Source organism: Thermosulfurimonas sp. F29 (genome assembly GCF_019688735.1).
Classification (GTDB): domain Bacteria; phylum Desulfobacterota; class Thermodesulfobacteria; order Thermodesulfobacteriales; family Thermodesulfobacteriaceae; genus Thermosulfurimonas_A.
Map to the genome: position 1 here is coordinate 1 of NZ_JAIFYA010000003.1, position 19,860 is coordinate 19,860.

Consider the following 19,860-nt stretch of genomic DNA (forward strand, 5'->3'; position numbering starts at 1 on the left):
TTTTTTGAAAAAAAAAAAAAAAAAAAAAAAAAAAAAAAAAAAAAAAAAAAAAAAAAAAAAAAAAATTAGATATTAAACCGAATATAGACTATATCCCGGTTGGAAAGAACATAGTCGCGGCCTTCCAGACGCAGAAGCCCTCTGTGGCGGGCCTCGGCGAGACCGGAAACGCGGAGGTAGTCCCGCAGGTTTATAACCTCGGCGGCGATGAAACCCCGGGCCATATCGGTGTGGATCCCGGCCGCGGCCTCCACGGCGGTGGTGCCGCGGGGAACGGTCCGCGCCCGGGCCTCCTTCTCGTTCACGGTGTAAAAGGTGATGAGGTCGAGGAGACGGTAGCCCTCCTCCACCAGAATTTCCAGTCCGGGGCGTTCGAGACCGTAGGCGGAAAGCATCTCCCGGGCCTCTTCGGGGGGGAGCTCGGCCAGCTGGGCCTCGAGCTCCGCACAGAGGGTCACGAGCGGCACACCCTCCCCGGCGGCCCGGCGGGAAAGGGACCGCAGGAGAGGATTATTCTCCCCCCGGGGAAGGTCCCCCTCCCCTATGTTGGCCACCCAGAGCACCGGCTTCAGGGTGAGGAGGAAGAGAGTTCGTTCGGCATAGGCCACCAGATCCGCGGGAAGCCCGGTTCGGTGGCGCCGCAGGGGTTCCGGACGCTCGAGGATCTCCCGGAGGAGGGAGAGGTGTTCGAGCTCACGACGGGCATCGCGATCTCCGGAACGGGCCGGCTTCTCCACCCGGGACCACCTCCTCTCCACGGTCTCCAGGTCCTTGGCGATGAGCTCGAGCTCCAGGATATCCAAATCCCGCAGCGGATCCACCGTGCCCTCCACATGGGAAACGCTTTCGTCCTCGAAACAGCGCAGGACCATCACCAGGGCATCCATCTCCCGTATGTGAGCCAGAAACCGGTTCCCCAGTCCCTCACCGCGACTGGCGTTACGCACCAGACCGGCGATGTCCACGAACTCGATCACCGCCGGAACGGCCCTCGCGGCTCCCTCCCTTTCCGCCAGGATCCTCACCCCCTCGTCCGGCACCTCCACCACCCCCACATTAGGCTCGATGGTGCAGAAGGGGTAGGCGGCGACCTCGGCCCGGGCTCCGCGCACCAGGGCGTTAAAAAGGGTGGACTTCCCGGCGTTGGGCAAACCCACTATCCCCAGGCGGGTCATCCTAAAAGGGCTCCCAGCGAGGCCACTCGAATTCGTAAGACCAGACCGGAAGGATCCCCTTCTTTCGCGCGTACTCCTCTATCTCCCGGGGAAAGTCGTGAGCCACGAGCACCTTGATTACCGGAACCCCTTTCTCCTTCTCAAACCGGAGAGCCATACGGTTGAAGCGTTCAATCTCCCTCTTGGAGGGGCGCACCTTGGCCTCCCCCAGGATGTAAACCCGTTCCCCGTTGCGCCGACCGGTCCCGATGATGTTGAACTGTACCAGCCGACCTCCCAGAATCACATACTCCCGAATCAACCGCCCCTCCACCTCCACCCCCTCCTTCTCCTTAAGTATGGATGGGAGTCCCACATAGGCGCGGTTCTCCAGGATGTAACCCACGGTGTCCGAAAGGGCCTCGAGCCGCGACCGGGTCTCCCGATGCTCCCGATCCAGATCCTCCATCCGGGCCAGCGTGTTCTTCACCGCCTCGGTGAGATCCTGCACCGCCCGGGTAAGCTTATCCAGTCTCTCCTCCAGACGATCCTGCCTCTCCTCAAGCCGCCTCTGCCCCTTCGCCAGCTCCGCCATCGCCTCCTCCAGACGATCCTGCCTCTCCTCAAGCCGCCTCTGCCCCTTCGCCAGCTCCGCCATCGCCTCCTCCAGACGATCCTGCCTGCCGGCAACCCTCGTCAGTATCTCATCCAGCTTACGGACCTCGTGGGAACGGCCGGTCTCGTCCCTCAAACGCTGCACCTCTTCCAGAAGAAAAAGCAAAATCTCCCGCAACTCCGCCGATTCCACTCTTTCCACCTTCTGTCTCAGGAGGGGTTCAAGCATGACCTTACCTCCGGCCTTTTTATCCTTGGCCATCCGGGGTATATTCTCAAAAAATTATAACCCTTACCTTTCGGGAAAAAAATGGCTGCGGACATCCTTCAGGATAAAGTTCTGGTGCTCAACAGGTACTACCAGGCCATCCAGATCACCACCGTGCTGCGGGCCATCTGCCACCTGGTCAAGGGCACGGCCAAGGTCATCACCCCCGACTGGACCACCCATACTCTGGAGGAGTGGATCGAGGCCAGTCGTTTTTACGACAACGGGCGTCTGGTGCGCAGCCCCTCCCTCTCCATCGTGGCCCCGGAGGCCATATACCTCACCACATACGACCGGCTTCCCAAACTGGAGGTGGTCTTCAACCGGGCCAACCTCTTCATGAGAGACAACTACACCTGCCAGTACTGCGGAAAGTCCGTGCGCAATCCCAGGGATCGCACCATCGATCATGTGATCCCCCGCTCCCGCGGTGGGAAGACCGTGTGGACCAATGTAGTGCTCTGCTGCCGCAAGTGCAACCTGAAGAAGGGAGATCGCACCCCCCAGGAGGCCGGGATGCGCCTTCTCAAGAAGCCCGAACCCCCGAAGTGGCACAGTTTTCTTCTGGAGAAGTTCCCCGAGGAAAAGAGGGAGGTGTGGAAACCCTTTCTGGACTTTGCCGGTCTCTACCCCGAGGACTGAAGCACCTCTTTGATGTTTAGAATGACCAGGAGCCTTTCCGGAAGCTGACACACATGGCGCACGAACCGCCGTTCCACCCCTTCGATCCGCTCCGGGGGTTCCTCCACATCCTTGGCGGGCACCTCCAGAATGTCTCCGATCCTTTCCACCAGAAGGCTCACCCGCTCCTCGTCCTCGTTCTTAACGATAAGGTTGTAGGCCCGGGCCCCTTCCAGGTGCAGCCCTATACGCTCGGCCAGATCCACGGTGGTGAGCACCTGACCCCGAAGATTGATGATCCCCTTGATGTAGGGAGGAGCCAGTGGGACCGGAGTGATCTCCAGCTTCCGATTGATCTCCACTACCTCGGATATGGGAAGACCGAAAAGATACTCTCCCAGCCAGAAGGTTACGAAGGTTTGGGTGTCTTCACCCAGCACCGGCCTGCTCTCGCTACTGGCTACGGGTAGCTCCGCCATGGCACCCCTCCATTATTTTGTAGAATTCATGAAGCAGGCTCAGGGCCTGCGGGGGATACTCGTCGGGAAACCATATCTCGAACTGAAGGACGAGGTTGCCCCGGCGACCGTCCGGATGAAAGGGACCCCGCTGGTTCAGCACCAGCCTGGCTCCGGAGGGAAGACCCCGGGGGATCTCGATCTCCTCGGCACCCTCCAGGAGCTCCACCCGCACCCGCCCCCCCAGTGCCGCCTTCCAGAAGGGCACCGGCACCCGGCACACCAGGTCCTCCCCCTCAAGGAACCAGCGGTCGTCCTTCTGGACGAAGACCTCCAGAAACACATCCAGCGCGGGACCGTCGGGGGATCTGGGAAGGAAAAGGAAATCCCCCTCCCGCACCCCGGGAGGAATGGTGACCAGCACCTCCTTCTCGCCCCGGATCTGTCCCTTTCCCCGGCACCGGGGACAGGGAGTAAGCCATATCTCCCCCTCGCCCCGGCACCGGGGACAGATGTGACGGTAGACTCCCCCGGACTCGGCAAGAAGTCCCTCGCCCCGGCACCACTCGCACACCTTCTTCTTCCCCCGGGGATCGAGGCCTCCCCCGCCGCAGTACTCGCAAGGTACCAGCTCGTCCGGGACCTTAACCCACCGTTCCGCCCCCAGGGCCACCTCCCTTATGCTTAATTCAATAAAAGAAAGAAAGTAATCACCCCGTCCGGGTCTCTCCCGGACCACCTGAACCCGACGACGGGCCTGATAGGCTTCCCTCAGCCGCTCGTAGGCCTCCTGAAGAGCCAGATAGCGTTCCGGATCCCCGCCCCGGTCCGGATGACAGTCCTTGACCCGGCGCAGATAGGCCCGACGAATCTCCTCCCATCCGGCCCGGGGCGAGACTCCCAGCACCTCGAAGGGATCCGGCTTCATGCCGCAGCCGCCTCCCCGGAAGCCTCACTGAGCAAGCGCTCCACCGCGGAGACCACCGCCTGCCGATCCAGCTTGGTCTGAAACTCGTCGGCCCCCGCCTCCTTGGCCTTCCGATAAATGTCTTCCCCGGAAAGGCTGGTAAGGACCATCACGGGAAGCCCCCTGAATCGCTCCTCGCTCCGCACCTTCTTCACCAGCTCGATTCCGTTCATCCGGGGCATCTCTATATCCGCTATGAGAAGATCAAAGCGTTCGTGCTGTAACTTCTCCCAGGCGGAAAGCCCGTCCTCGGCGATCTCCACCTCGTAGCCCGCCGACTCCAGATAACTTTTCACCAGCTGGGCGTAAAAGCTGGAGTCCTCGGCGTAAAGGATCCGGCGGCCCTCCTCCACCTGAGGCCGCACGAACCACTCCGGATCGAACATCTCGATAATCTTGTAAATGTCCAGGAAAATGGTGGTCTTTCCGTTTATGATACGATTGCCGAGAATACCCTCGGTCTTGTAGATGTCCTCCTGGAGTTCCAGATCGGTCTCGATGCTGTCCAGGATCTGGGAGACCAGAATGGCCACCGTCTTCCCGCCTTCCTCAAAAAGAAGCAGGTTGTACTCCTCCTGCTCGGGAAGGGGCTGAATGGGAAGGTAGTTCTCCAGGCGGATGACCGGAACGGACCTCCCCTTGTACTGTACCACCTCCTTGCCCCCCACATACTCCAGGGCCTCGGCCCTGATCTTGTCGAGCCGCGAGACCAGGGAAAGGGGAATGGCGAACTGCTCCGCCGGATTAACATTGAAAAGGAGCACGAAGTGGGTCTCCTGAGTGGAGACGCGTTTTTTCTCCTCCTCCAGGGTCTTCTGGGCCTCCTCGGCCCGGAAGCCCACATGACGGGAAAGCCCCACCACATCCAGGATCAGCGCCACCTTCCCGTCTCCCATGATGGTGGCTCCGGCGTAAATGGGGATCCCCTTGAGCAACCGATCCAAGGGTTTCACCACGATCTCCTCGGAGTCCCGGACCTCGTCCACCAGAAGCCCGAACTCCATGGTGCCGCTGGTGAGGATGGCCAGGCTGCGGGCCTGACCGTCCTCCCGGCCCAGAACCCTGGAGAGTCGCACTATGGGAATGATGTTTCCGCGCAGACGATAAAATTCGGAATAACCGATCTTGTGGATCTCCTCCTCGCTTTCAATGTTAACCAGCTCCTTGAGGTTTACCTGGGGAATGGCGTAGCGTTCGCCCCCGGAGACCACGATCAGGGCCGGAACGATGGCCAGGGTCAGGGGGATCTTGATGCGCACCGTGGTGCCGGAACCCTTGACACTCCGAATCTCGATGCTTCCACCGAGGCGTTCGATGTTGGTCTTGACCACATCCATGCCCACGCCCCGGCCGGAGATGTTGGTAACCTTTTCCGCAGTGGAAAAACCCGGCCGAAAGATGAGGTTCAGGGCCTCGTGATCGCTCATGCGCTCGGCCTCTTCGGGAGTAATGATGCCCTTTTCCACCGCTTTCTTCTTCACCTTTTCGATGTCTATGCCCCGTCCGTCGTCCTCGATCTCGATGATGACCTGGCCGCCCTCGTGATAGGCCCGCATGACCAGCGTGCCCACCGGGGGCTTGCCCACCCGGGTACGCTCGTCCGGAGGCTCGATCCCGTGGTCGATGGAGTTACGCACCAGGTGGGTGAGGGGATCCTTGATGGCCTCGATAATAGAACGATCCAGCTCGGTGTCCGCTCCCTCGATGTGAAGATTCACCTTCTTTCCGGTGGAACGGGCCAGATCCCGCACGATTCTCGGGAACTTGTTGAACACATTCCCGATGGGCTGCATGCGGGTCTTCATGATGGCTTCCTGCATCTCGGTGGTGACCAGGGAGAGGGTCTGGGTGGCCTGCATGAGCTCGGAATCCACCTTTTGATTGGCCAGCTGCACCAGACGATTCCGGGCCAGAACCAGCTCCCCGGCCAGATTCATGAGGTGATCGAGAAGTTTTACATCCACGCGGATGTGGGTTTCCGTGAGGGTGACCTGGGGCGGGGCCTTGGGAGCCTCCTTCCGGGGAGGAGTCCCGGGAGCCGGTCGGGTCTCCTCGGCCTTTTTCTCCTCGGTCGGCTTTTCTTCTGGCTTCTCCTTGGGCTCTTCTTCCCCGGCCTTCGTCTCCTCTTTTTCCTCCTTCTTCGACTCCGCAGGGGGGGCTTCCTCGGCCACGGCGGGCTTTTCCTCCACGGCCTCTCCCTTGGCCCGGCGGGCCACCTTGTCGGCAAAGTTGCTCAGGGTCACCAGAAAATCGAGATAGGTGTCGTCCACCGGCTCCTGCTTGTGCTCTTCAATGTGGGCCACGATGGCCTTGATGTGATCCACCGCACGGAGCAACATGTCTATGATCTCCTCGTCGGCCACCACCAGCCCGTCGCGAAGTTTCGAAAGGATGTCCTCGGCGAAGTGCGCGATCCCCTCCAGCGTCTTGAACCCGAAAAAGCCCGCCGTACCCTTCAGGGTGTGCATGGTGCGGAAGATGCTCTTCAGGATCTCCGTGTTGGTGGGGTCCTGTTCCAGCTCCACGAACTCCTCGTCGAGCTTCTCAAGCCCTTCCTTGGCCTCCTCCAGGAAATCTTTGAGAACATCCTCCTCAAAGGACATGGCCCCCTCCTTCTAATCTTTTTTGCGAAAACAGACCGTCTTGCCCAGGACCTTTTTCTCCATGTCCGCCGGAAGTTCCGGCGGTATCTCCGTGGCCCCGAGAAGAATGTATCCTCCCGGAGCCAGGGCCCGGCAGAGGTTCTCCCACACCCTTTTTTTCATCGGTTGGGAAAAATAAATAAGGACATAGCGACAGAGAATCACATCGAACTGGTGCATCACAGGAAAAGGTTCCACCAAATTAATTCTTTTGAAGGTCACCATCCTCCTGATCTCGTCCGAAATCCTCCAGTGCGCGGCTACCTGTTTAAAATATTTTACCAGAAAAGTAACCGGTAATCCCCGGTTTACCTCAATCTGATTGTAAACCCCCTCCCGGGCCTTCTTGAGAGCCGACTCGGAGATGTCCGAGGCCAGGATCTCGATGTGCCAGCTCTTGACCAGATCCGGGAAATATTCCCTGAGTAAAATAGCAAGGCTGTAGGGCTCCTGGCCGGTGGAGCAGGCCGCGGACCAGAAGCGAAGCCTCTTTTCCCTCTCCCGTTTTTTCTTCAGTTCCGGGATGATAACCCTGCGCAGGGTCTCGAAAGGATGCTGATCCCGGAAAAAGTAAGTCTCGTTGGTGGTAAGGGCATCCACGATCTGATCCAGAAGCTGGCGGGTGAGTTTGGTCCGGGCCACCTCGTAAAGCTTCTCGTGGTCGCGATAGCCCAGCGTGCGGGCCAGTTCGTCCAGACGGCTCTGGAGAAGATACTCCTTACCGCTTTTTATGGAGATACCGCTGGCTCGTTCCACCAGCATGGTAAAAAAATTGAATATCTCCGGCTTCATCTCCTGCCCTTCCTCAGAAAAATCTCCTGCAACTTTTGCGGAATCTCCGAAAGGGGAAGCACCAGATCGGCCAGCCCCGCCTCCACCACGGCCCGGGGCATCCCGTAAACCGTGGAGGTCTTCTCGTCCTGAGCGATGACGAGCCCCCCTTTTTCCTTGATTTTACGGGCTCCCTCACGCCCGTCGTGGCCCATGCCGGTCATGACCACCCCCACCACCCCGCCGCCGTAAGCCTCGGCCAGCGACCGGAAGAGCGGATCCACCGCCGGACGACAGCCGTTTTCCGGGGGCCCCTGATGGAGGTGTATGTGCTTGGTCCGCCCTGAAGCACGCACCTCCATGTGGTAGTCGCCGGGGGCTATGTAAACCACCCCCTTGAGCAGGGGCTCGCCCTGGGTGGCCTCCTTCACCCTCAGGCTCGAGCGGTTGTTCAGGTTCTGAGCCAGCTGGGTGGTGAAAAGCGGAGGCATGTGCTGCACGATGAGTATGGGCACCGGGAAGGTGGCCGGAAGCCGCGGGATCACCTCCATGAGGGCCCGCGGCCCTCCGGTGGAAACCCCTATGCCCACCACCGAATAGACCCCGGGACGAAGGAGAGCCGGCCTGAAGACCGGCGGCTTCGGCGGACGGGGGAGCACCGGGGCCCTCGCCGCCGGCACCGCGGCCCGGATCTTCGGCACGAGCTCCTCCCGAATGCGGTGCAGGCTGTCGGTGAGGGACCCCCCTTTGGGCTTGGTCACGAAGTCGAAGGCCCCCAGGGAAAGGGCCTCGAGCGTCTCCTTCGCCCCCTTCTCGGTGAGAGTGGAAAACATGATCACCTTCGTTCGAGGCACCAGACGGCGGATCTCCCTCAGGGCGGAAAGACCGTCCATGACCGGCATCTCTATGTCCAGCGTGATCACATCCGGACGAAGGGCGCGGGCCAGCTCCACCGCCTCGCGCCCGTCCCGCGCCTGCCCCACCACCTGAAGGTCCGGCTCCCTGGAGAGTGCCTCCGAAAGGAGCCGCCTTATCACCGGGGAGTCGTCCACGATGAGAACCTTGATCATCAGAAGGACTCCTCCAGAAGAAATCTGATCTTGGTCTCCAGCATCTCCCTATCGAAGGGCTTCATGAGGTACTCGTTGGCCCCGGCCATTATAGCGTCAATTACGCTCTTCTGCTGGTTTTCCGTGGTCACCATCATGATCTTGATGTCGTTCCACTCCGGGTTGGCCCGAACGGTCTTCAGGAACTCGTAGCCGTTCATCACCGGCATGTGCCAGTCCAGAATGATGAGACGCACATCCGGATTCTCCTTGAGCCGCTCCAAGGCCTGCTCCCCGTTTTCCGCCTCCACCACGGTAAAACCCATCTCCTCAAGATACTTCCTCTCGATCTGTCTGATGGATTTGGAGTCGTCCACCACCAGGGCTTTCATCTCTCCCCCCTTACCGGTCCCGGGGTTTGGTCCTTCTCAAATACCATCCCTATCCTTCCCTGGCCAGGATGATTCCCGGCTCGTAATAACTCCGTTCCAGTGTTATCTCCGGCCAGAATCCCCGTTCCGCAAGCTCGCGGCGCAACTCCAGAACCTCCTTCCGGGCCAGATTCAGGGCTTCGTCCCGGGAGAAAAAAAAGTTTACCCGTAAAATTCTTTCCGCCGAACTCCGGATGAAGGCCTCCATAAGACCCAGTTCGGAAAGGAAGACACGCACATAGAAAAACCTTTCCCCTCCTTCGATGTCCTCTTCCCTTCCAACCTCAAGGAACCCCCAAGAAAAGCGATCCGCGAAAAAGAAGGGAAGCACCATCTGTCCCTCCCGCCAGAAGCGAAGAAGCACGGCCTCCTCGTGCGGGGAAGGAGCCTCTCTTCGTCCCCCCACAGGATGTTTTTCCTCACCCTCCTCGGTTTTCTCGGAAAGAAGGTGCACCAGAAATCCCGCAAGGGTTTCCGGGGCCGGTCGTTCGGAGACCGCGGGAAGCTTTCCGGAAACGGCCACAGCCCTTCCCTGAAGAAATTGAAGTAGCCCGGTCAACTTCTCCTCCGCCCGTCCTATCCCGGGCCCCTCCACCAGTTGCAGGAGCACCGGTGGACCGGCGGAAAGGACCCGCACCCTTACCGTGGCCCCGGCACGGAAATCCGCCGGAAGGAGACTTCCGGCCAACCGGGCCTGAAAGCGTTCTCCTCCGGTCTCAAGCGTGAGCGTCTTGCCCTCCACTTCCACCACCCGCACCGTAAGTTCCCGCCCCGGCTGTCCCAGAAGGGAAAAGAGACTCTCAGGAAGATAGGTGACCGGGGCCGGAAGGGCAACCCTCATGCATTCTCCTTAAATCTTTCCAGAGAAATAAGGAGTTCCACCTCGCCCTCGGAAAGGGAAAACTTCCGGGCGATCTCCGAAACGGAACCTCCCTCACGCCAGGCCCGAAGCACTTCCTCCCTGAGCCTGCCTCGATCCCGGCCACCGTGCTCCCAGGCCCGGGCCCCGGCCTCAAGGGCCCTCCGCAGGCGTTCGTAAAGGCGTTTTTCCTCTTCCACATATCGGGCCAGATCCGCGGAAAGTTTCTCCAGAACGGCCAGGCGAGCGTCCAGATCCTGAACGGTTCTGATCTTCCGGAAACGCCAGAGCAAAAAAAGCACCAGCAGAAAGAGTAAAGCGTCCAGCACGATCTGTAGAACGAGATATTCCTGGGGGGTCATATCGTTATGTCTATGTGCCCTTCTCGGTCCTTTTCCTTCTTCCTGGAGGGGGATTCGGAAGAGGGCCGGGAGGGCTTTTTCTTTTCCGGCGGCCTCCTATCGTGACGCCGCTTCTCCGATTCCACCGGAGGCAGGAGAGGAGTTATGCCGGCCGGACGATCCACCCTTTCGGGCATCTAAAAACCCCGCTCACTCAAGAATGTATCCGGTAACCTCCACATCGCTTACCCTTAAGTCCTCGGGGGCTCGTTCTCTCAGGGCCTTTAGCAGAGCCTGTTTTATGCGCTTGACGCCTTCCGGACTCCGCCAGTAGTAAAAGGGAATGTTCTTAAAGGTCTCGTAAATCACCCCCCGGAGGGGATTTTCCAGTTTTCTGGCCTTGAGCACCTCCTTCTGACTGCGAAAGTACAGCACCACCGAGGCCTTTATGAAAACCGGGGCCCCGCCCTCGCTCTGAAGGGGAATCAGGAAGTGCTTCAGCACCAGAACATGCTCCGGTCGCACTTCAAGGGGCATGGTCCCCAGGGGGCCCCGGGAAGCCGGGGAAACAGCCGTTTTGCCGTAAGAAGAGACTGGGGTCTCCGAAACCGTCACGGACTTTCCGGATACGAGATTCCAGAGCACATAAGCCCCCGCCCCGATACCGGCAAGAGAGGCCAGAATGCCCGCCACCAGCAGAAAAAGACCCCGGCGTGAGGGCTTCTCCGGAGAAGGAACTCCCTCCCCCTCCTCGGACTCGAGAGCCCGGATCAGTTCTTCCGGCCTCTCCTCGGGTTCGGGGATCTCCGCCCCTTCTGGAAGGGGTTCCCCGCGAGCTCCCTCGTCCCCCGGAGTTTTCACCTCCCCAGGAATCTCCGCCTCGGACGAAGTCTCTTGGCCGGAGACGGCCTCCTCCCGAGGCGTTATCTCCTCCTGGGGAGCCGTCTCCTCCCCTTCCTTTTTCGCTTCCTCGGCCACCCCTAACCTCCGAAGATCTTCTCCAGCTTCTCTTTAAGCGTCTCCGGTGTAAACGGCTTAACGATGTACTGGCTCACCTTGTACTTGGCCGCCTCAATAATGTTTTCCTTCTGGGCCTCCGCCGTAACCATGAGAAAGGGCGTATCCTTCAGTTTCTCGTCCGCACGGACCTTCTTGAGAAGCTCGAGACCACTCATCTTGGGCATGTTCCAGTCGGAAATGATGAGGTCCACGGGTTCCTTCTGGAGGATCTCCCAGGCCGTAGTGCCGTCGTCGGCCTCGATTATGTTCTTAAATCCAAGCTGAGAAAGGATGTTTTTGATGATCTTCCTCATGGTCGCAAAGTCGTCCACCACCAGGATTCTCATGTTCGGATCAAGCGGCATGACTCCACCTCCTTAAAGTAAATCTGTGTAGTTTTCGCCCAGGCGCTCCTTTAGTTTGGCCCTCAGTCTGAGCAGGGCCTTGCTGTGGAGCTGGGAAATACGACTTTCGGTGTAGCCCAAAACCCGGCCGATCTCCTTCATGGTCAACCCCTCGTAATAATACAGGGTTATAACCAATCTTTCCTTTTCGGGCAATTCGGATATGACCTGAGTCAGGGCCTCCCCCAGCTCCTTCCAGCCCAGTTTCTCAAAGGGGTCGTTTTCTTCAGAGTCGGCCAGAAAATCGGCGAGATCAAGATCCTCCGCATCCTCGAGCTTTCGCCGTAGGGCCTCCACATCGATGAAGGTAATCCCCCTTACTTCATCGAGCAAACGATAGTATTCCTCCAGGGAGACACCGAGTTCCCGGGCCACCTCCTCGTCGTCGGGCGGCCGTCCCAGCCTGTTTTCGAGCTCCGCAAGCACCTTTTCCAGCCGGGCGGCCTTCTCTTTGACCGACCGGGGAACCCAGTCCAGGGTGCGCAATTCGTCCAGCATGGCTCCCCGGATGCGAAACTCCGCAAAGGTCTTGAATTGAATGTTGCGTTTGGGATCAAAGCGCCGGGCCGCCTCGATCAGCCCCACTATCCCCGCCGAAATAAGATCCTCCACATCGAGGGTGGGGGGAAGCCGTCCGGCCAGGCGTAAGGCTAAATATTTTACCAGGGACAGGTGCTCAAAAACCAGTTCCTCGGGGGTCTTCTGCAGATAGCTTTTCATGAGGTAGCCCGGAAGCTTTGAGACCACAGGGCCTCTAATCCTCCTTCGGATTTGGGTTTTAACCTGAGAAGTTTTTCACAGATCCTGCTCAAATCCTGGCTGACCGAGGCCTCGGGATAGACCTCCAGAAAAGGTTCCTGCCGGCGCACCGCCTTAGCCACGCAGGGATCACTCCGAAGGGCCCCCAGATAGGTAAGCCCCACCGGTCCCAGGAAACGCTCCACCACCTGGGCGATTTGCTGATAAACGGCTTTGCCCTCCCTCTCATCCTTTACCATGTTCACCAGCAGATAGACCCGCTTAACCTGATGACGGAGAAAAAGAAGCTTGATCAGGGCGTAGGCGTCGGCCATGGCCGTGGGCTCAGGGGTGGTTATGACGATCCTTTCCTGAGCCACCAGGTTAAAAAAGAGCACATTGTCGGAAATCCCGGCCCCCAGGTCGAAAATGAAAAAGTCCACCCCCCGTGAAACCTCCTCGAATTGATCCTTGAGAGCCATCTTCTCGGAAGGATCGAGACGGGTCAATTCTACCACTCCGGAGCTGGCCGGAATGACCTCGAACCCGTAAGGGGTTTTGATAAGAATGTCCTTGAGGGTGCACTCTCCGGAAAGGACATGGCGTATGTCCCTTTCGGGGGCCAGTCCCAGGAGGACATCGATGTTGGCCAGTCCCAGGTCGGCATCGAAAATCAGGGTGTGATAACCCTTCTTTTCAAGAGCCAGAGCCAGATTGGCCACGAGATTGGTCTTCCCTACCCCGCCCTTTCCGCTCGATACCGAAAGGATCCGCATCCGGTCCCTCCTTATTTCGCAAATCTATTTTAATTCATAAAGCCCATTAAGCCCACGCATAAAAATCCTCTCCAGAACCTCCGGGGTGGCCCGGGCCAGATCCTCGGGTACCCGGGGGCCGGAGGAGACGAAACTTATCTCCACGGCCTCATCCTCAAGAAGAAAGGTAAGGGGCAGCCCGCTCACCAGACGATCCACCCGGGTGAGGACCACCCCCTCCACCGGATATCTCCGGAGCTCCCCCAGGAATCGTTCGAGTCCCAGGGGATGCTCGGCCGCGTTCAGGACCGCCTGAAGCCGCGCCCCGGGTATTCTGTCCAGAAGATCTTCGAGCTCCTCCGGTCCGAAACCGGAGCCCCACCCCGGGGTATCCACCAGTAGGATCTCCTCCGGGGGCGCTTCCTGGGGCAGCGCCGCGTGAACCGGTATTTCCAGCAATTCACCCAGTCGCAGGGCTTCCGAGTGTGCCCCTATACGGTGACGATTAAGGGCCACCACCCGGACCCTCTGTCCCTTTCGATACCTGAACCAGGCCGCCACCTTGAAGACCGTGCTGGTCTTTCCGGATCCGGCCGGCCCCACGAAGATCAGACGGCGGGAAAGCGGCGAGGCCTTCCTCCGGGCCACTCGCTCCCGAATCCACCGCACGGGATCCTCCATTTCGGAGGCTATCCGTGGAGGCACCCCGACCTCGAGTAATTTCAAATAACGACCCGCGGCAAGATTTCCGGAAAGGGCCTGCCGCAAGAGGGCCTTTATTTCCGAAAGCTCCTCCCGGAGGTCCTCCAGGTACCCATTGGAATTCTCCCGGGCCCCGGGGTTCTCCTCTAAGGGTTCCCGATCCACCGCGGCCACGATCTCGTAAAGGATCCGGCCTCCCTCCTCCACCCGTTTAGAGGAAAGAACCAGGGCCTCCTCACCGAGCTCCTCCTTGACCCGGGCCAGGACCTCCAGGGCATTTTCCCCGCGAAAACGCTTAATCCTCACGGCCCAACCTCACCGTCTCCACGATTTCCACGGTAACCTCCGCGGGAATCTCGGCATGCGAAAGCACCGCCGCCTGGGGAATACTCCGTTCCACGAGGCGCCGCAGGTGACGCCGCACCGTGGGGGTGGCCAGGAACACGGGTTGTTTCCCGGCGCGGGTCATCCTTTCCGCCGCCTGGCTCAGGGCCGCCACGATGCGGCTTCCCACCCGGGGCTCGATCATGAGAAAGGTGCCCTCGGCGGTGCGCTGGAGGGATTTGCGCAGGACCTCCTCGATGTCCTCCCCCACCGCAGCTACATAGAGCTTACCCGAAGAATCCAGATAGGGTTTGACGATGACCCGCGATAACCTCTGACGCACATATTCCGTGAGGGTGTCCGGATCCTTTATCCGCTCCCCGTAGTCGGCCAGGGTCTCCATAACGGTAAGGAGATCCCGTATGGAAATACCCTCCCGAACCAGATTCTGAAGGACCTTCTGCACCACCCCGAGGTTCACCACATTGAGGGCCTCCTCCACCACCTTGGGATACTGGCGGGAGAGACCGTCCAGGAGTTTCTGGACCTCCTGACGGGTGAGCAACTCCTCCGCGTGACGCTTGATCACCTCGGCAAAGTGGGTCACGATCACCGTGGACAGATTGACCACGATGTAGCCGGCGGCCTCGGCCTGGTCCTTTTTGTCCTCCGGGATCCAGCAGGCCGGAAGCCCGAAGGCCGGCTCCCGGGTGGGGATGGCCCCCTCTATCTCCGGAGGCTTCTCCTCCTGAGACATGGCCAGGAGATGCCCCGGGAGGACCTCACCCCGGGCCACCTCCACCCCCTTTATCAGAATCACATACTCCGCCGGTTTCAGCTGTAGGTTATCCCGCACATGAATGGGGGGGATCACCACCCCCATCTCCAGGGCAAACTGCTTACGGAGGTTCTTGATCCTTTCGAGGAGATCTCCTCCCTGCGTTTCGTCCACCAGAGGAATGAGGGCGTAGCCGATCTCGAGACTCAGGAGATCCAGAGGCAGGAGCTGCTCGATCTCCTCCGCCGGGGCGGGGGCCTCCGGGGCCTCCTCGGGTTTCTCCTCCGGGGGGAGTTCCCTTTTCAGACGGTAGGAAATGTAGGCCAGCCCTCCCACCCCGAAGGCCAGCACGGTAAAGGGAAGGGTGGGAAGACCGGGCAGCAGCCCCACGAAGAAGACCGCCACCGCGGCCATGGCCAGGGCCTCGGGACGGGCCGCAAACTGTCGGGCGAAGTCCCGGCCCATGCCGGACTCCGAGGCCGCCCGGCTCACGATGATACCCGCCGAGGTGGAGACGATGAGGGCCGGAATCTGCGAGACCAGCCCGTCACCGATGGTGAGCAGGGTGTAGGACTTGGCCGCCTCGGAGAGGGGTAGTCCCTTCTGAAGCACTCCGATCACCAGCCCGGCCACGATGTTGATGCTGGTGATGATGAGACCGGCCACGGCCTCCCCGCGCACGAACTTGCTGGCTCCGTCCATGGCCCCGTAGAACTCGGCCTCCTTGCGAATCTCCTCCCGACGGCGCCGGGCCTCGGCCTCGTCGATGAGTCCCGCGTTGAGGTCCGCGTCGATGGCCATCTGTTTGCCGGGCATGGCGTCCAGGGTAAAACGGGCGGCCACCTCGGCGATGCGCCCGGCTCCCTTGGTGATCACCACGAAGTTGATGATCACCAGAATGGCAAAGACTATGGCCCCCACCACATAGTTTCCGCCCACCACGAACTGCCCGAAACTCATGATCACCCGCCCGGCGGCGTAAGGCCCCTCGTGCCCGTGCAGGAGAATGAGACGGGTGGTGGCAATGTTGAGGGATAGCCGGTAAAGGGTGGTCACCAGAAGAAGAGCGGGAAAAGCGGTGAAGTCCAGGGGTTTTTGAATGTACATGGACATGAGGAGGATGGTGAGGGAGACGGTGAAACTCAGGGCCAGAAAGATGTCCATAAGGCCCCGGGGTACAGGAAAGACCATGATGGTAAGGAGTCCCACCACCCCCGCGGCCACCACCGCGTTTCCGGGATCGAAATATCGCTTCAGGGTCAGCGTTCCCTCCGCCATCAGGAAATCCTCTTACCTTTCAGGCGGTAAACATAGGCCAGGACCTCGGCCACGGCCTGGTAGAGGTCCTCGGGGATGTACTCTCCCACCTCCACCCGGGCGTAGATGAGCCGGGCCAGCGGAGGATCCTCCACCACGGGCACCCCGGCCTCCCGGGCGACTTCCTTTATTTTTTGAGCCAGAAGCCCCTGCCCCTTGGCCACCAGCTCCGGTGCGGGCATCTTCCCGATCTCGTACCGCAGGGCCACGGCCACATGTTCCGGGTTGGTGATCACCACATCGGCCTTGGGTACCTCGGCCATCATGCGTCTGCGAGCCATCTCCCGCTGGAGCTGCCGGATCCGGGAACGCACCAGGGGATCTCCCTCGGTCTGTTTCAATTCTTCCTTGAGTTCCTCCCGGGTCATGCGCAGCTTCCTCTCCACATCCCAGCGCTGAAAGAAGAAGTCCAGCACGGCCAGCACCGCAAGAGCCATAAGCAATTTCAGGACCAGATCCCGGGAGAGGAAATAAAGGGCCGCAGCCATGGTCCGCAGATCTTCCCCGGTGAGATTGAGGAGAAACTCCAGCTTTTTACGAATAACCAGATAGGCCACCGTCGAAATAATGACGATCTTGGCCAGGGACTTGACGAGCTCCACCAGGGCCGGAAGGGAGAAGAGCCGTTTAAATCCTTCCACGGGGTTGATGCGCTCGGCCTTTGGGGCCAGGGCCTCCCAGGCCGCCACCCCTCCGGTCTGAAGGAAGTGCGCCAGGAAGGCGACCAGCGTCACGATCAGCAGGAAGGGGGCCAGCCCCAGGGCGCCGTATTCCAGGGCGTACTTCAAGGAGAGGTAGGCCTCGGGAAGCTCAAGCGTGCGAAAGGGGATCCCCAGAAAGAACTCCAGGGCCATCCGTATCTGGAGAAACAGGAACCCCCCGGCCAGGATAAAGCCCAGGACGCTCCCCCCGAGGACCGCCACCGAGGCCACCTCACGGCTGCGGGCCACCTGACCCCGCTTGCGGGCCTCCTCCCGCCTTCGCGGGGTGGGCTCCTCGGTTCTCTCCTGAAGGGTTTCCTCGGGCAACCCTAACCTCCGAAGGCCTTAAGCAAAACCGGAAAGAGTCTCACCGCGTGTTCAAAGGCCGGATAAAGGACCCGGGGCACCAGCATCAGGGTTAGTCCGAAAAAGAAGAGTCCCAGCCCGACGGTAAGGGGAAAACTCACGATCATTATGTTTATCTGGGGCACGAAACGGGATACCACCCCCAGTCCGATCTGCACCAGGAGCATGAAGGCGAGAAGCGGGGCCAGGATCTTGAGGGAGACCTCAAATACGGTCCGCCCCTCCTGCACGAGAAAGAGAAAGAGGCGGGGATTCGCCTTAAGGCTTCCGGGAGGAAGGTGGCGCAGGCCCTCCCCCAGAGCCAGAAGAAAGGGATGGTGCAGATCAAGCACCAGAAAGAGGAGAAAGGCCAGGAGATAGGTAAGCTGGGCCAGGATGGGGGCCTGAACGCCGGTCACCGGATCGATGACCTGGGCCACCCCGAAACCGATCTGCATTCCCACCAGCTCTCCCCCGAGCTGAATTCCGGCGAAGATCACCCTCAGGAGAAAGGCCAAGGAAAGGCCCAGAAGGGCCTCGATAACGAGGGTGAGAACCACCTCCAGGGGAGAGGCCGGGGGGGTGAGCGGGGCCGGAAGCACGAAGATCAGGGCCAGAGACAGGATCAGGGAAAAGGCCGCCCGCACCGGAGGAGGGGTCACGCTCCCGAAAAGGGGCATGAAAAAAAGGAAAAAAGAGATTCGCACCAGAACCAGAACCAGACTGTAGGCCCAGGGAACCAGTTGAGCCAGAAGATCCCCCTTCATTTTATAAAACCCGGGATGTTCAGGATGATGTTCTGGGTGAATTCCAGGAGTTTCCTCATCATCCAGGGGAAGGTCACGAGAAGGGCCACGAGGACGGCCACGATCTTGGGAACGAAGGTAAGGGTCATCTCCTGGATCTGGGTTACCGCCTGAAAGATGCTTATGATGAGCCCCACCACCAGACCGGCGATGAGCATGGGGGCCGAAAGTAGAAGCGTAAGTTCCACGGTCTGGCGGGCCAGATAGACCACGGTCTGCTCGGTCATGGTTGCCTCCTTCTCAGAAGAAACTTCGGGCGAGAGACCCCACCAGGATGTTCCAGCCGTCCACCAGGACGAACAGAAGCAGTTTCAGCGGAAGGGAAATCATCATGGGCGGTAGCATGAGCATCCCCATGGAAAGAAGCACGCTCGAAACCACCATGTCGATGACTAGAAAGGGGATGTAGAGAAGAAAACCGATCTCAAAGGCCGTGCGCAGTTCGCTGATCATAAAGGCCGGGATGAGGGAGAGGGTGGAGACCTCCCCGGGGTTGCGGGGGCGTTTTTCCCCCCGGATCTTCACGAAAAGGGCCAGATCCTTCTCCCGGGTGTTTTTCAGCATGAACTGTCGAAAGGGCTTGAGGGCCTCCCGGAACATCTCCTCCTCGGTGAGCTGATGATCCAGGTAAGGCTGAATGCCCCGCTGATAGGCCTCCCGAAAGACCGGAGCCATTATAAAAAAGGTTAAAAAAAGGGCCAGAGAGATTAGCACCTGGTTGGGCGGGGTCTGCTGGGTCCCTAGGGCGTGACGGAGAAGGCTGAAGACCACCACCAGCCTGGTAAAGGAGGTGAGCATGAGGAGAAGGGCCGGCGCCACGGAGAGCACGGTGAGGAGAAGGAGGATCTGGAGCACCGGGGCCACCTGCTCGGGCCCCTTGGCGGGCTCCAGGGAAAGACGCACCGCGGGGAGGGTTACCGCCAGGGCCGGAGGGCTCCACAGGAGGAAAAGGGTGAGCCACCTAAGTTTCTTCATCCGGCCACTCCTTGAGAAAGGATATCGCCTTTTCCGAAAGGCCGAGAAGCAAAAGACTTCCCCGCACCCGGACGAGAACCAGACGATTCTTGAAGTCCAGAGGACGAATCTCCCGAATTTCTATCTCTCCGCTTCCCGCGGAAAGCCTGAGACGCCCCCGGCGCAGAAGGTAAAAGAATACCAGAAACATTCCGAGCACCAGAAAAGTGGCCCCCAGAACCTTCAGATACACCGAAACCGGCATCTCTATTCCCCGAGTTTTCGTATCCTCTCCTGAGGGCTCAGGATCTCGGTAAGTCGCACCCCGAAACGATCGTTCACCACCACCACCTCGCCCCGTCCCATGAGCTTCCCGTTCACATAGATCTCCACCGGCTCCCCGGCCATCTTGTTAAGCTCGATGATGGATCCCTGGGTGAGTTTGAGGAGATCATTTATGGGCATCTTGGTGCGTCCTATCTCCACCCACACCTCAAGGGGTATGTCCAGGATGAACTCAAGATCCGGATGAGGTCCTTCGGCAGGTGCCTCCTTGAACTCCTTGAGCTCCGGCTGAGCCACTTCGATGGCTTCTCCGGCCGGCGCAGCCTCCTCCGGAGAATCCTCCGAAGAGGACGCGTCACTTCCTCCTTCACCGCCGGCTTCCTTTAAGGCCTCCTCCCACATGGCCATGAGGTCCTCCTCCGAGGACCCCTCTCCGGACTTCTCTCCCGAAGCCCCCTCTCCGGCGGTCTCTTCCCCGGCCTCCGGAGTCCCGGAGGGAACCTCCGATTCCTGAGAGGCCTCCTGACCGAGATCCTCCCGGGTTTCCTCTCTAAGATCTTCACTCATGACGAATCC

Annotated in this window: 24 protein-coding genes; 1 reads left to right on the top strand and 23 read right to left on the bottom strand. The window is 59.8% G+C overall.

Annotated elements, in window-relative coordinates:
- Positions 1–65: 65 nt before the first annotated feature.
- Positions 66–1,175: a redox-regulated ATPase YchF gene (ychF, locus tag K3767_RS08325; RefSeq protein ID WP_221173127.1), complete on the bottom strand. Its 1,110-nt coding sequence runs from the start codon at positions 1,173–1,175 to the stop codon at positions 66–68.
- Position 1,176: 1 nt separating this feature from the next.
- Positions 1,177–2,031 carry a hypothetical protein gene (locus tag K3767_RS08330; RefSeq protein WP_221173128.1) on the bottom strand — a complete coding sequence of 285 codons (855 nt, stop codon included), beginning with the start codon at positions 2,029–2,031 and terminating at the stop codon, positions 1,177–1,179.
- Positions 2,032–2,079: 48 nt separating this feature from the next.
- Here K3767_RS08330 and K3767_RS08335 point away from each other — a divergent pair, with 48 nt between their 5' ends.
- Positions 2,080–2,679, top strand: a complete 600-nt coding sequence (locus tag K3767_RS08335; RefSeq protein WP_221173129.1) for an HNH endonuclease — start codon at positions 2,080–2,082, stop codon at positions 2,677–2,679.
- Here K3767_RS08335 and K3767_RS08340 read toward each other — a convergent pair.
- The 21 genes from K3767_RS08340 to fliN are packed head-to-tail and all read right to left on the bottom strand — an operon-like array spanning position 2,664 to position 19,851.
- Positions 2,664–3,137, bottom strand: coding sequence for a chemotaxis protein CheW (locus K3767_RS08340; RefSeq protein WP_221173130.1), 474 nt, complete (start codon positions 3,135–3,137; stop codon positions 2,664–2,666). The two genes, K3767_RS08335 and K3767_RS08340, sit on opposite strands and share 16 nt — an antisense overlap.
- The gene (locus K3767_RS08345; protein WP_221173131.1) at positions 3,112–4,044 is read right to left on the bottom strand and encodes a DnaJ C-terminal domain-containing protein; all 933 of its coding nucleotides are present in this window, start codon (positions 4,042–4,044) and stop codon (positions 3,112–3,114) included. The genes K3767_RS08340 and K3767_RS08345 overlap by 26 nt, the downstream gene beginning before the upstream one ends.
- Positions 4,041–6,686, bottom strand: coding sequence for a chemotaxis protein CheW (locus K3767_RS08350; RefSeq protein ID WP_221173132.1), 2,646 nt, complete (start codon positions 6,684–6,686; stop codon positions 4,041–4,043). The genes K3767_RS08345 and K3767_RS08350 overlap by 4 nt, the downstream gene beginning before the upstream one ends.
- A gap of 12 nt (positions 6,687–6,698) precedes the next feature.
- Complete coding sequence (locus K3767_RS08355) at positions 6,699–7,517, bottom strand: protein-glutamate O-methyltransferase CheR (RefSeq protein ID WP_221173133.1); 819 nt, start codon at positions 7,515–7,517, stop codon at positions 6,699–6,701.
- On the bottom strand, positions 7,514–8,566 hold the full coding sequence (locus K3767_RS08360) for a chemotaxis response regulator protein-glutamate methylesterase (protein WP_221173134.1): 1,053 nt from the start codon (positions 8,564–8,566) through the stop codon (positions 7,514–7,516). Before K3767_RS08360 ends, K3767_RS08355 begins: the two co-directional genes overlap by 4 nt.
- On the bottom strand, positions 8,566–8,937 hold the full coding sequence (locus K3767_RS08365; protein WP_221173135.1) for a PleD family two-component system response regulator: 372 nt from the start codon (positions 8,935–8,937) through the stop codon (positions 8,566–8,568). The genes K3767_RS08360 and K3767_RS08365 overlap by 1 nt, the downstream gene beginning before the upstream one ends.
- Before the next feature lie 49 nt (positions 8,938–8,986).
- The gene (locus tag K3767_RS08370; RefSeq protein ID WP_221173136.1) at positions 8,987–9,817 is read right to left on the bottom strand and encodes a hypothetical protein; all 831 of its coding nucleotides are present in this window, start codon (positions 9,815–9,817) and stop codon (positions 8,987–8,989) included.
- Positions 9,814–10,197, bottom strand: coding sequence for a hypothetical protein (locus tag K3767_RS08375; protein ID WP_221173137.1), 384 nt, complete (start codon positions 10,195–10,197; stop codon positions 9,814–9,816). Before K3767_RS08375 ends, K3767_RS08370 begins: the two co-directional genes overlap by 4 nt.
- Positions 10,194–10,373 (bottom strand): hypothetical protein, encoded by a 180-nt coding sequence (locus K3767_RS08380; protein ID WP_221173138.1) that lies wholly within the window; start codon positions 10,371–10,373, stop codon positions 10,194–10,196. The genes K3767_RS08375 and K3767_RS08380 overlap by 4 nt, the downstream gene beginning before the upstream one ends.
- A gap of 13 nt (positions 10,374–10,386) precedes the next feature.
- Positions 10,387–11,154, bottom strand: coding sequence for a flagellar basal body-associated FliL family protein (locus K3767_RS08385; protein ID WP_221173139.1), 768 nt, complete (start codon positions 11,152–11,154; stop codon positions 10,387–10,389).
- A gap of 2 nt (positions 11,155–11,156) precedes the next feature.
- Complete coding sequence (locus K3767_RS08390) at positions 11,157–11,540, bottom strand: chemotaxis response regulator CheY (protein ID WP_221173140.1); 384 nt, start codon at positions 11,538–11,540, stop codon at positions 11,157–11,159.
- A 12-nt stretch (positions 11,541–11,552) separates the two neighbouring features.
- Complete coding sequence (locus K3767_RS08395; RefSeq protein WP_255592364.1) at positions 11,553–12,326, bottom strand: FliA/WhiG family RNA polymerase sigma factor; 774 nt, start codon at positions 12,324–12,326, stop codon at positions 11,553–11,555.
- A complete protein-coding gene (locus K3767_RS08400) occupies positions 12,296–13,093 on the bottom strand; it encodes a MinD/ParA family protein (RefSeq protein WP_221173141.1) in 798 nt (265 codons plus the stop codon). The genes K3767_RS08395 and K3767_RS08400 overlap by 31 nt, the downstream gene beginning before the upstream one ends.
- 24 nt (positions 13,094–13,117) lie before the next feature.
- The gene (locus K3767_RS08405; RefSeq protein WP_221173142.1) at positions 13,118–14,080 is read right to left on the bottom strand and encodes a hypothetical protein; all 963 of its coding nucleotides are present in this window, start codon (positions 14,078–14,080) and stop codon (positions 13,118–13,120) included.
- Positions 14,070–16,154, bottom strand: a complete 2,085-nt coding sequence (flhA, locus tag K3767_RS08410) for a flagellar biosynthesis protein FlhA (RefSeq protein WP_221173143.1) — start codon at positions 16,152–16,154, stop codon at positions 14,070–14,072. Before flhA ends, K3767_RS08405 begins: the two co-directional genes overlap by 11 nt.
- Positions 16,154–17,221, bottom strand: a complete 1,068-nt coding sequence (flhB, locus tag K3767_RS08415) for a flagellar biosynthesis protein FlhB (protein WP_221173144.1) — start codon at positions 17,219–17,221, stop codon at positions 16,154–16,156. The genes flhA and flhB overlap by 1 nt, the downstream gene beginning before the upstream one ends.
- 2 nt (positions 17,222–17,223) lie before the next feature.
- A complete protein-coding gene (locus tag K3767_RS08420) occupies positions 17,224–18,006 on the bottom strand; it encodes a flagellar biosynthetic protein FliR (RefSeq protein ID WP_221173145.1) in 783 nt (260 codons plus the stop codon).
- Positions 18,003–18,272 carry a flagellar biosynthesis protein FliQ gene (fliQ, locus tag K3767_RS08425; protein ID WP_221173146.1) on the bottom strand — a complete coding sequence of 90 codons (270 nt, stop codon included), beginning with the start codon at positions 18,270–18,272 and terminating at the stop codon, positions 18,003–18,005. The genes K3767_RS08420 and fliQ overlap by 4 nt, the downstream gene beginning before the upstream one ends.
- 13 nt (positions 18,273–18,285) lie before the next feature.
- A complete protein-coding gene (gene fliP / locus K3767_RS08430) occupies positions 18,286–19,020 on the bottom strand; it encodes a flagellar type III secretion system pore protein FliP (RefSeq protein WP_221173147.1) in 735 nt (244 codons plus the stop codon).
- Positions 19,007–19,264 carry a flagellar biosynthetic protein FliO gene (locus K3767_RS08435; RefSeq protein WP_221173148.1) on the bottom strand — a complete coding sequence of 86 codons (258 nt, stop codon included), beginning with the start codon at positions 19,262–19,264 and terminating at the stop codon, positions 19,007–19,009. Before K3767_RS08435 ends, fliP begins: the two co-directional genes overlap by 14 nt.
- 2 nt (positions 19,265–19,266) lie before the next feature.
- Positions 19,267–19,851, bottom strand: coding sequence for a flagellar motor switch protein FliN (gene fliN / locus K3767_RS08440; protein WP_221173149.1), 585 nt, complete (start codon positions 19,849–19,851; stop codon positions 19,267–19,269).
- Between the last annotated feature and the right edge of the window lie 9 nt (positions 19,852–19,860).

Bases quoted from the DNA above. Each gene is read 5' to 3' on its own strand.
- ychF (WP_221173127.1), bottom strand. From the start codon at position 1,175: ATGACCCGCCTGGGGATAGTGGGTTTGCCCAACGCCGGGAAGTCCACC.
- K3767_RS08330 (WP_221173128.1), bottom strand. From the start codon at position 2,031: ATGGCCAAGGATAAAAAGGCCGGAGGTAAGGTCATGCTTGAACCCCTC.
- K3767_RS08335 (WP_221173129.1), top strand. From the start codon at position 2,080: ATGGCTGCGGACATCCTTCAGGATAAAGTTCTGGTGCTCAACAGGTAC.
- K3767_RS08340 (WP_221173130.1), bottom strand. From the start codon at position 3,137: ATGGCGGAGCTACCCGTAGCCAGTAGCGAGAGCAGGCCGGTGCTGGGT.
- K3767_RS08345 (WP_221173131.1), bottom strand. From the start codon at position 4,044: ATGAAGCCGGATCCCTTCGAGGTGCTGGGAGTCTCGCCCCGGGCCGGA.
- K3767_RS08350 (WP_221173132.1), bottom strand. From the start codon at position 6,686: ATGTCCTTTGAGGAGGATGTTCTCAAAGATTTCCTGGAGGAGGCCAAG.
- K3767_RS08355 (WP_221173133.1), bottom strand. From the start codon at position 7,517: ATGAAGCCGGAGATATTCAATTTTTTTACCATGCTGGTGGAACGAGCC.
- K3767_RS08360 (WP_221173134.1), bottom strand. From the start codon at position 8,566: ATGATCAAGGTTCTCATCGTGGACGACTCCCCGGTGATAAGGCGGCTC.
- K3767_RS08365 (WP_221173135.1), bottom strand. From the start codon at position 8,937: ATGAAAGCCCTGGTGGTGGACGACTCCAAATCCATCAGACAGATCGAG.
- K3767_RS08370 (WP_221173136.1), bottom strand. From the start codon at position 9,817: ATGAGGGTTGCCCTTCCGGCCCCGGTCACCTATCTTCCTGAGAGTCTC.
- K3767_RS08375 (WP_221173137.1), bottom strand. From the start codon at position 10,197: ATGACCCCCCAGGAATATCTCGTTCTACAGATCGTGCTGGACGCTTTA.
- K3767_RS08380 (WP_221173138.1), bottom strand. From the start codon at position 10,373: ATGCCCGAAAGGGTGGATCGTCCGGCCGGCATAACTCCTCTCCTGCCT.
- K3767_RS08390 (WP_221173140.1), bottom strand. From the start codon at position 11,540: ATGCCGCTTGATCCGAACATGAGAATCCTGGTGGTGGACGACTTTGCG.
- K3767_RS08400 (WP_221173141.1), bottom strand. From the start codon at position 13,093: ATGCGGATCCTTTCGGTATCGAGCGGAAAGGGCGGGGTAGGGAAGACC.
- flhA (WP_221173143.1), bottom strand. From the start codon at position 16,154: ATGGCGGAGGGAACGCTGACCCTGAAGCGATATTTCGATCCCGGAAAC.
- K3767_RS08420 (WP_221173145.1), bottom strand. From the start codon at position 18,006: ATGAAGGGGGATCTTCTGGCTCAACTGGTTCCCTGGGCCTACAGTCTG.
- fliQ (WP_221173146.1), bottom strand. From the start codon at position 18,272: ATGACCGAGCAGACCGTGGTCTATCTGGCCCGCCAGACCGTGGAACTT.
- fliP (WP_221173147.1), bottom strand. From the start codon at position 19,020: ATGAAGAAACTTAGGTGGCTCACCCTTTTCCTCCTGTGGAGCCCTCCG.
- K3767_RS08435 (WP_221173148.1), bottom strand. From the start codon at position 19,264: ATGCCGGTTTCGGTGTATCTGAAGGTTCTGGGGGCCACTTTTCTGGTG.
- fliN (WP_221173149.1), bottom strand. From the start codon at position 19,851: ATGAGTGAAGATCTTAGAGAGGAAACCCGGGAGGATCTCGGTCAGGAG.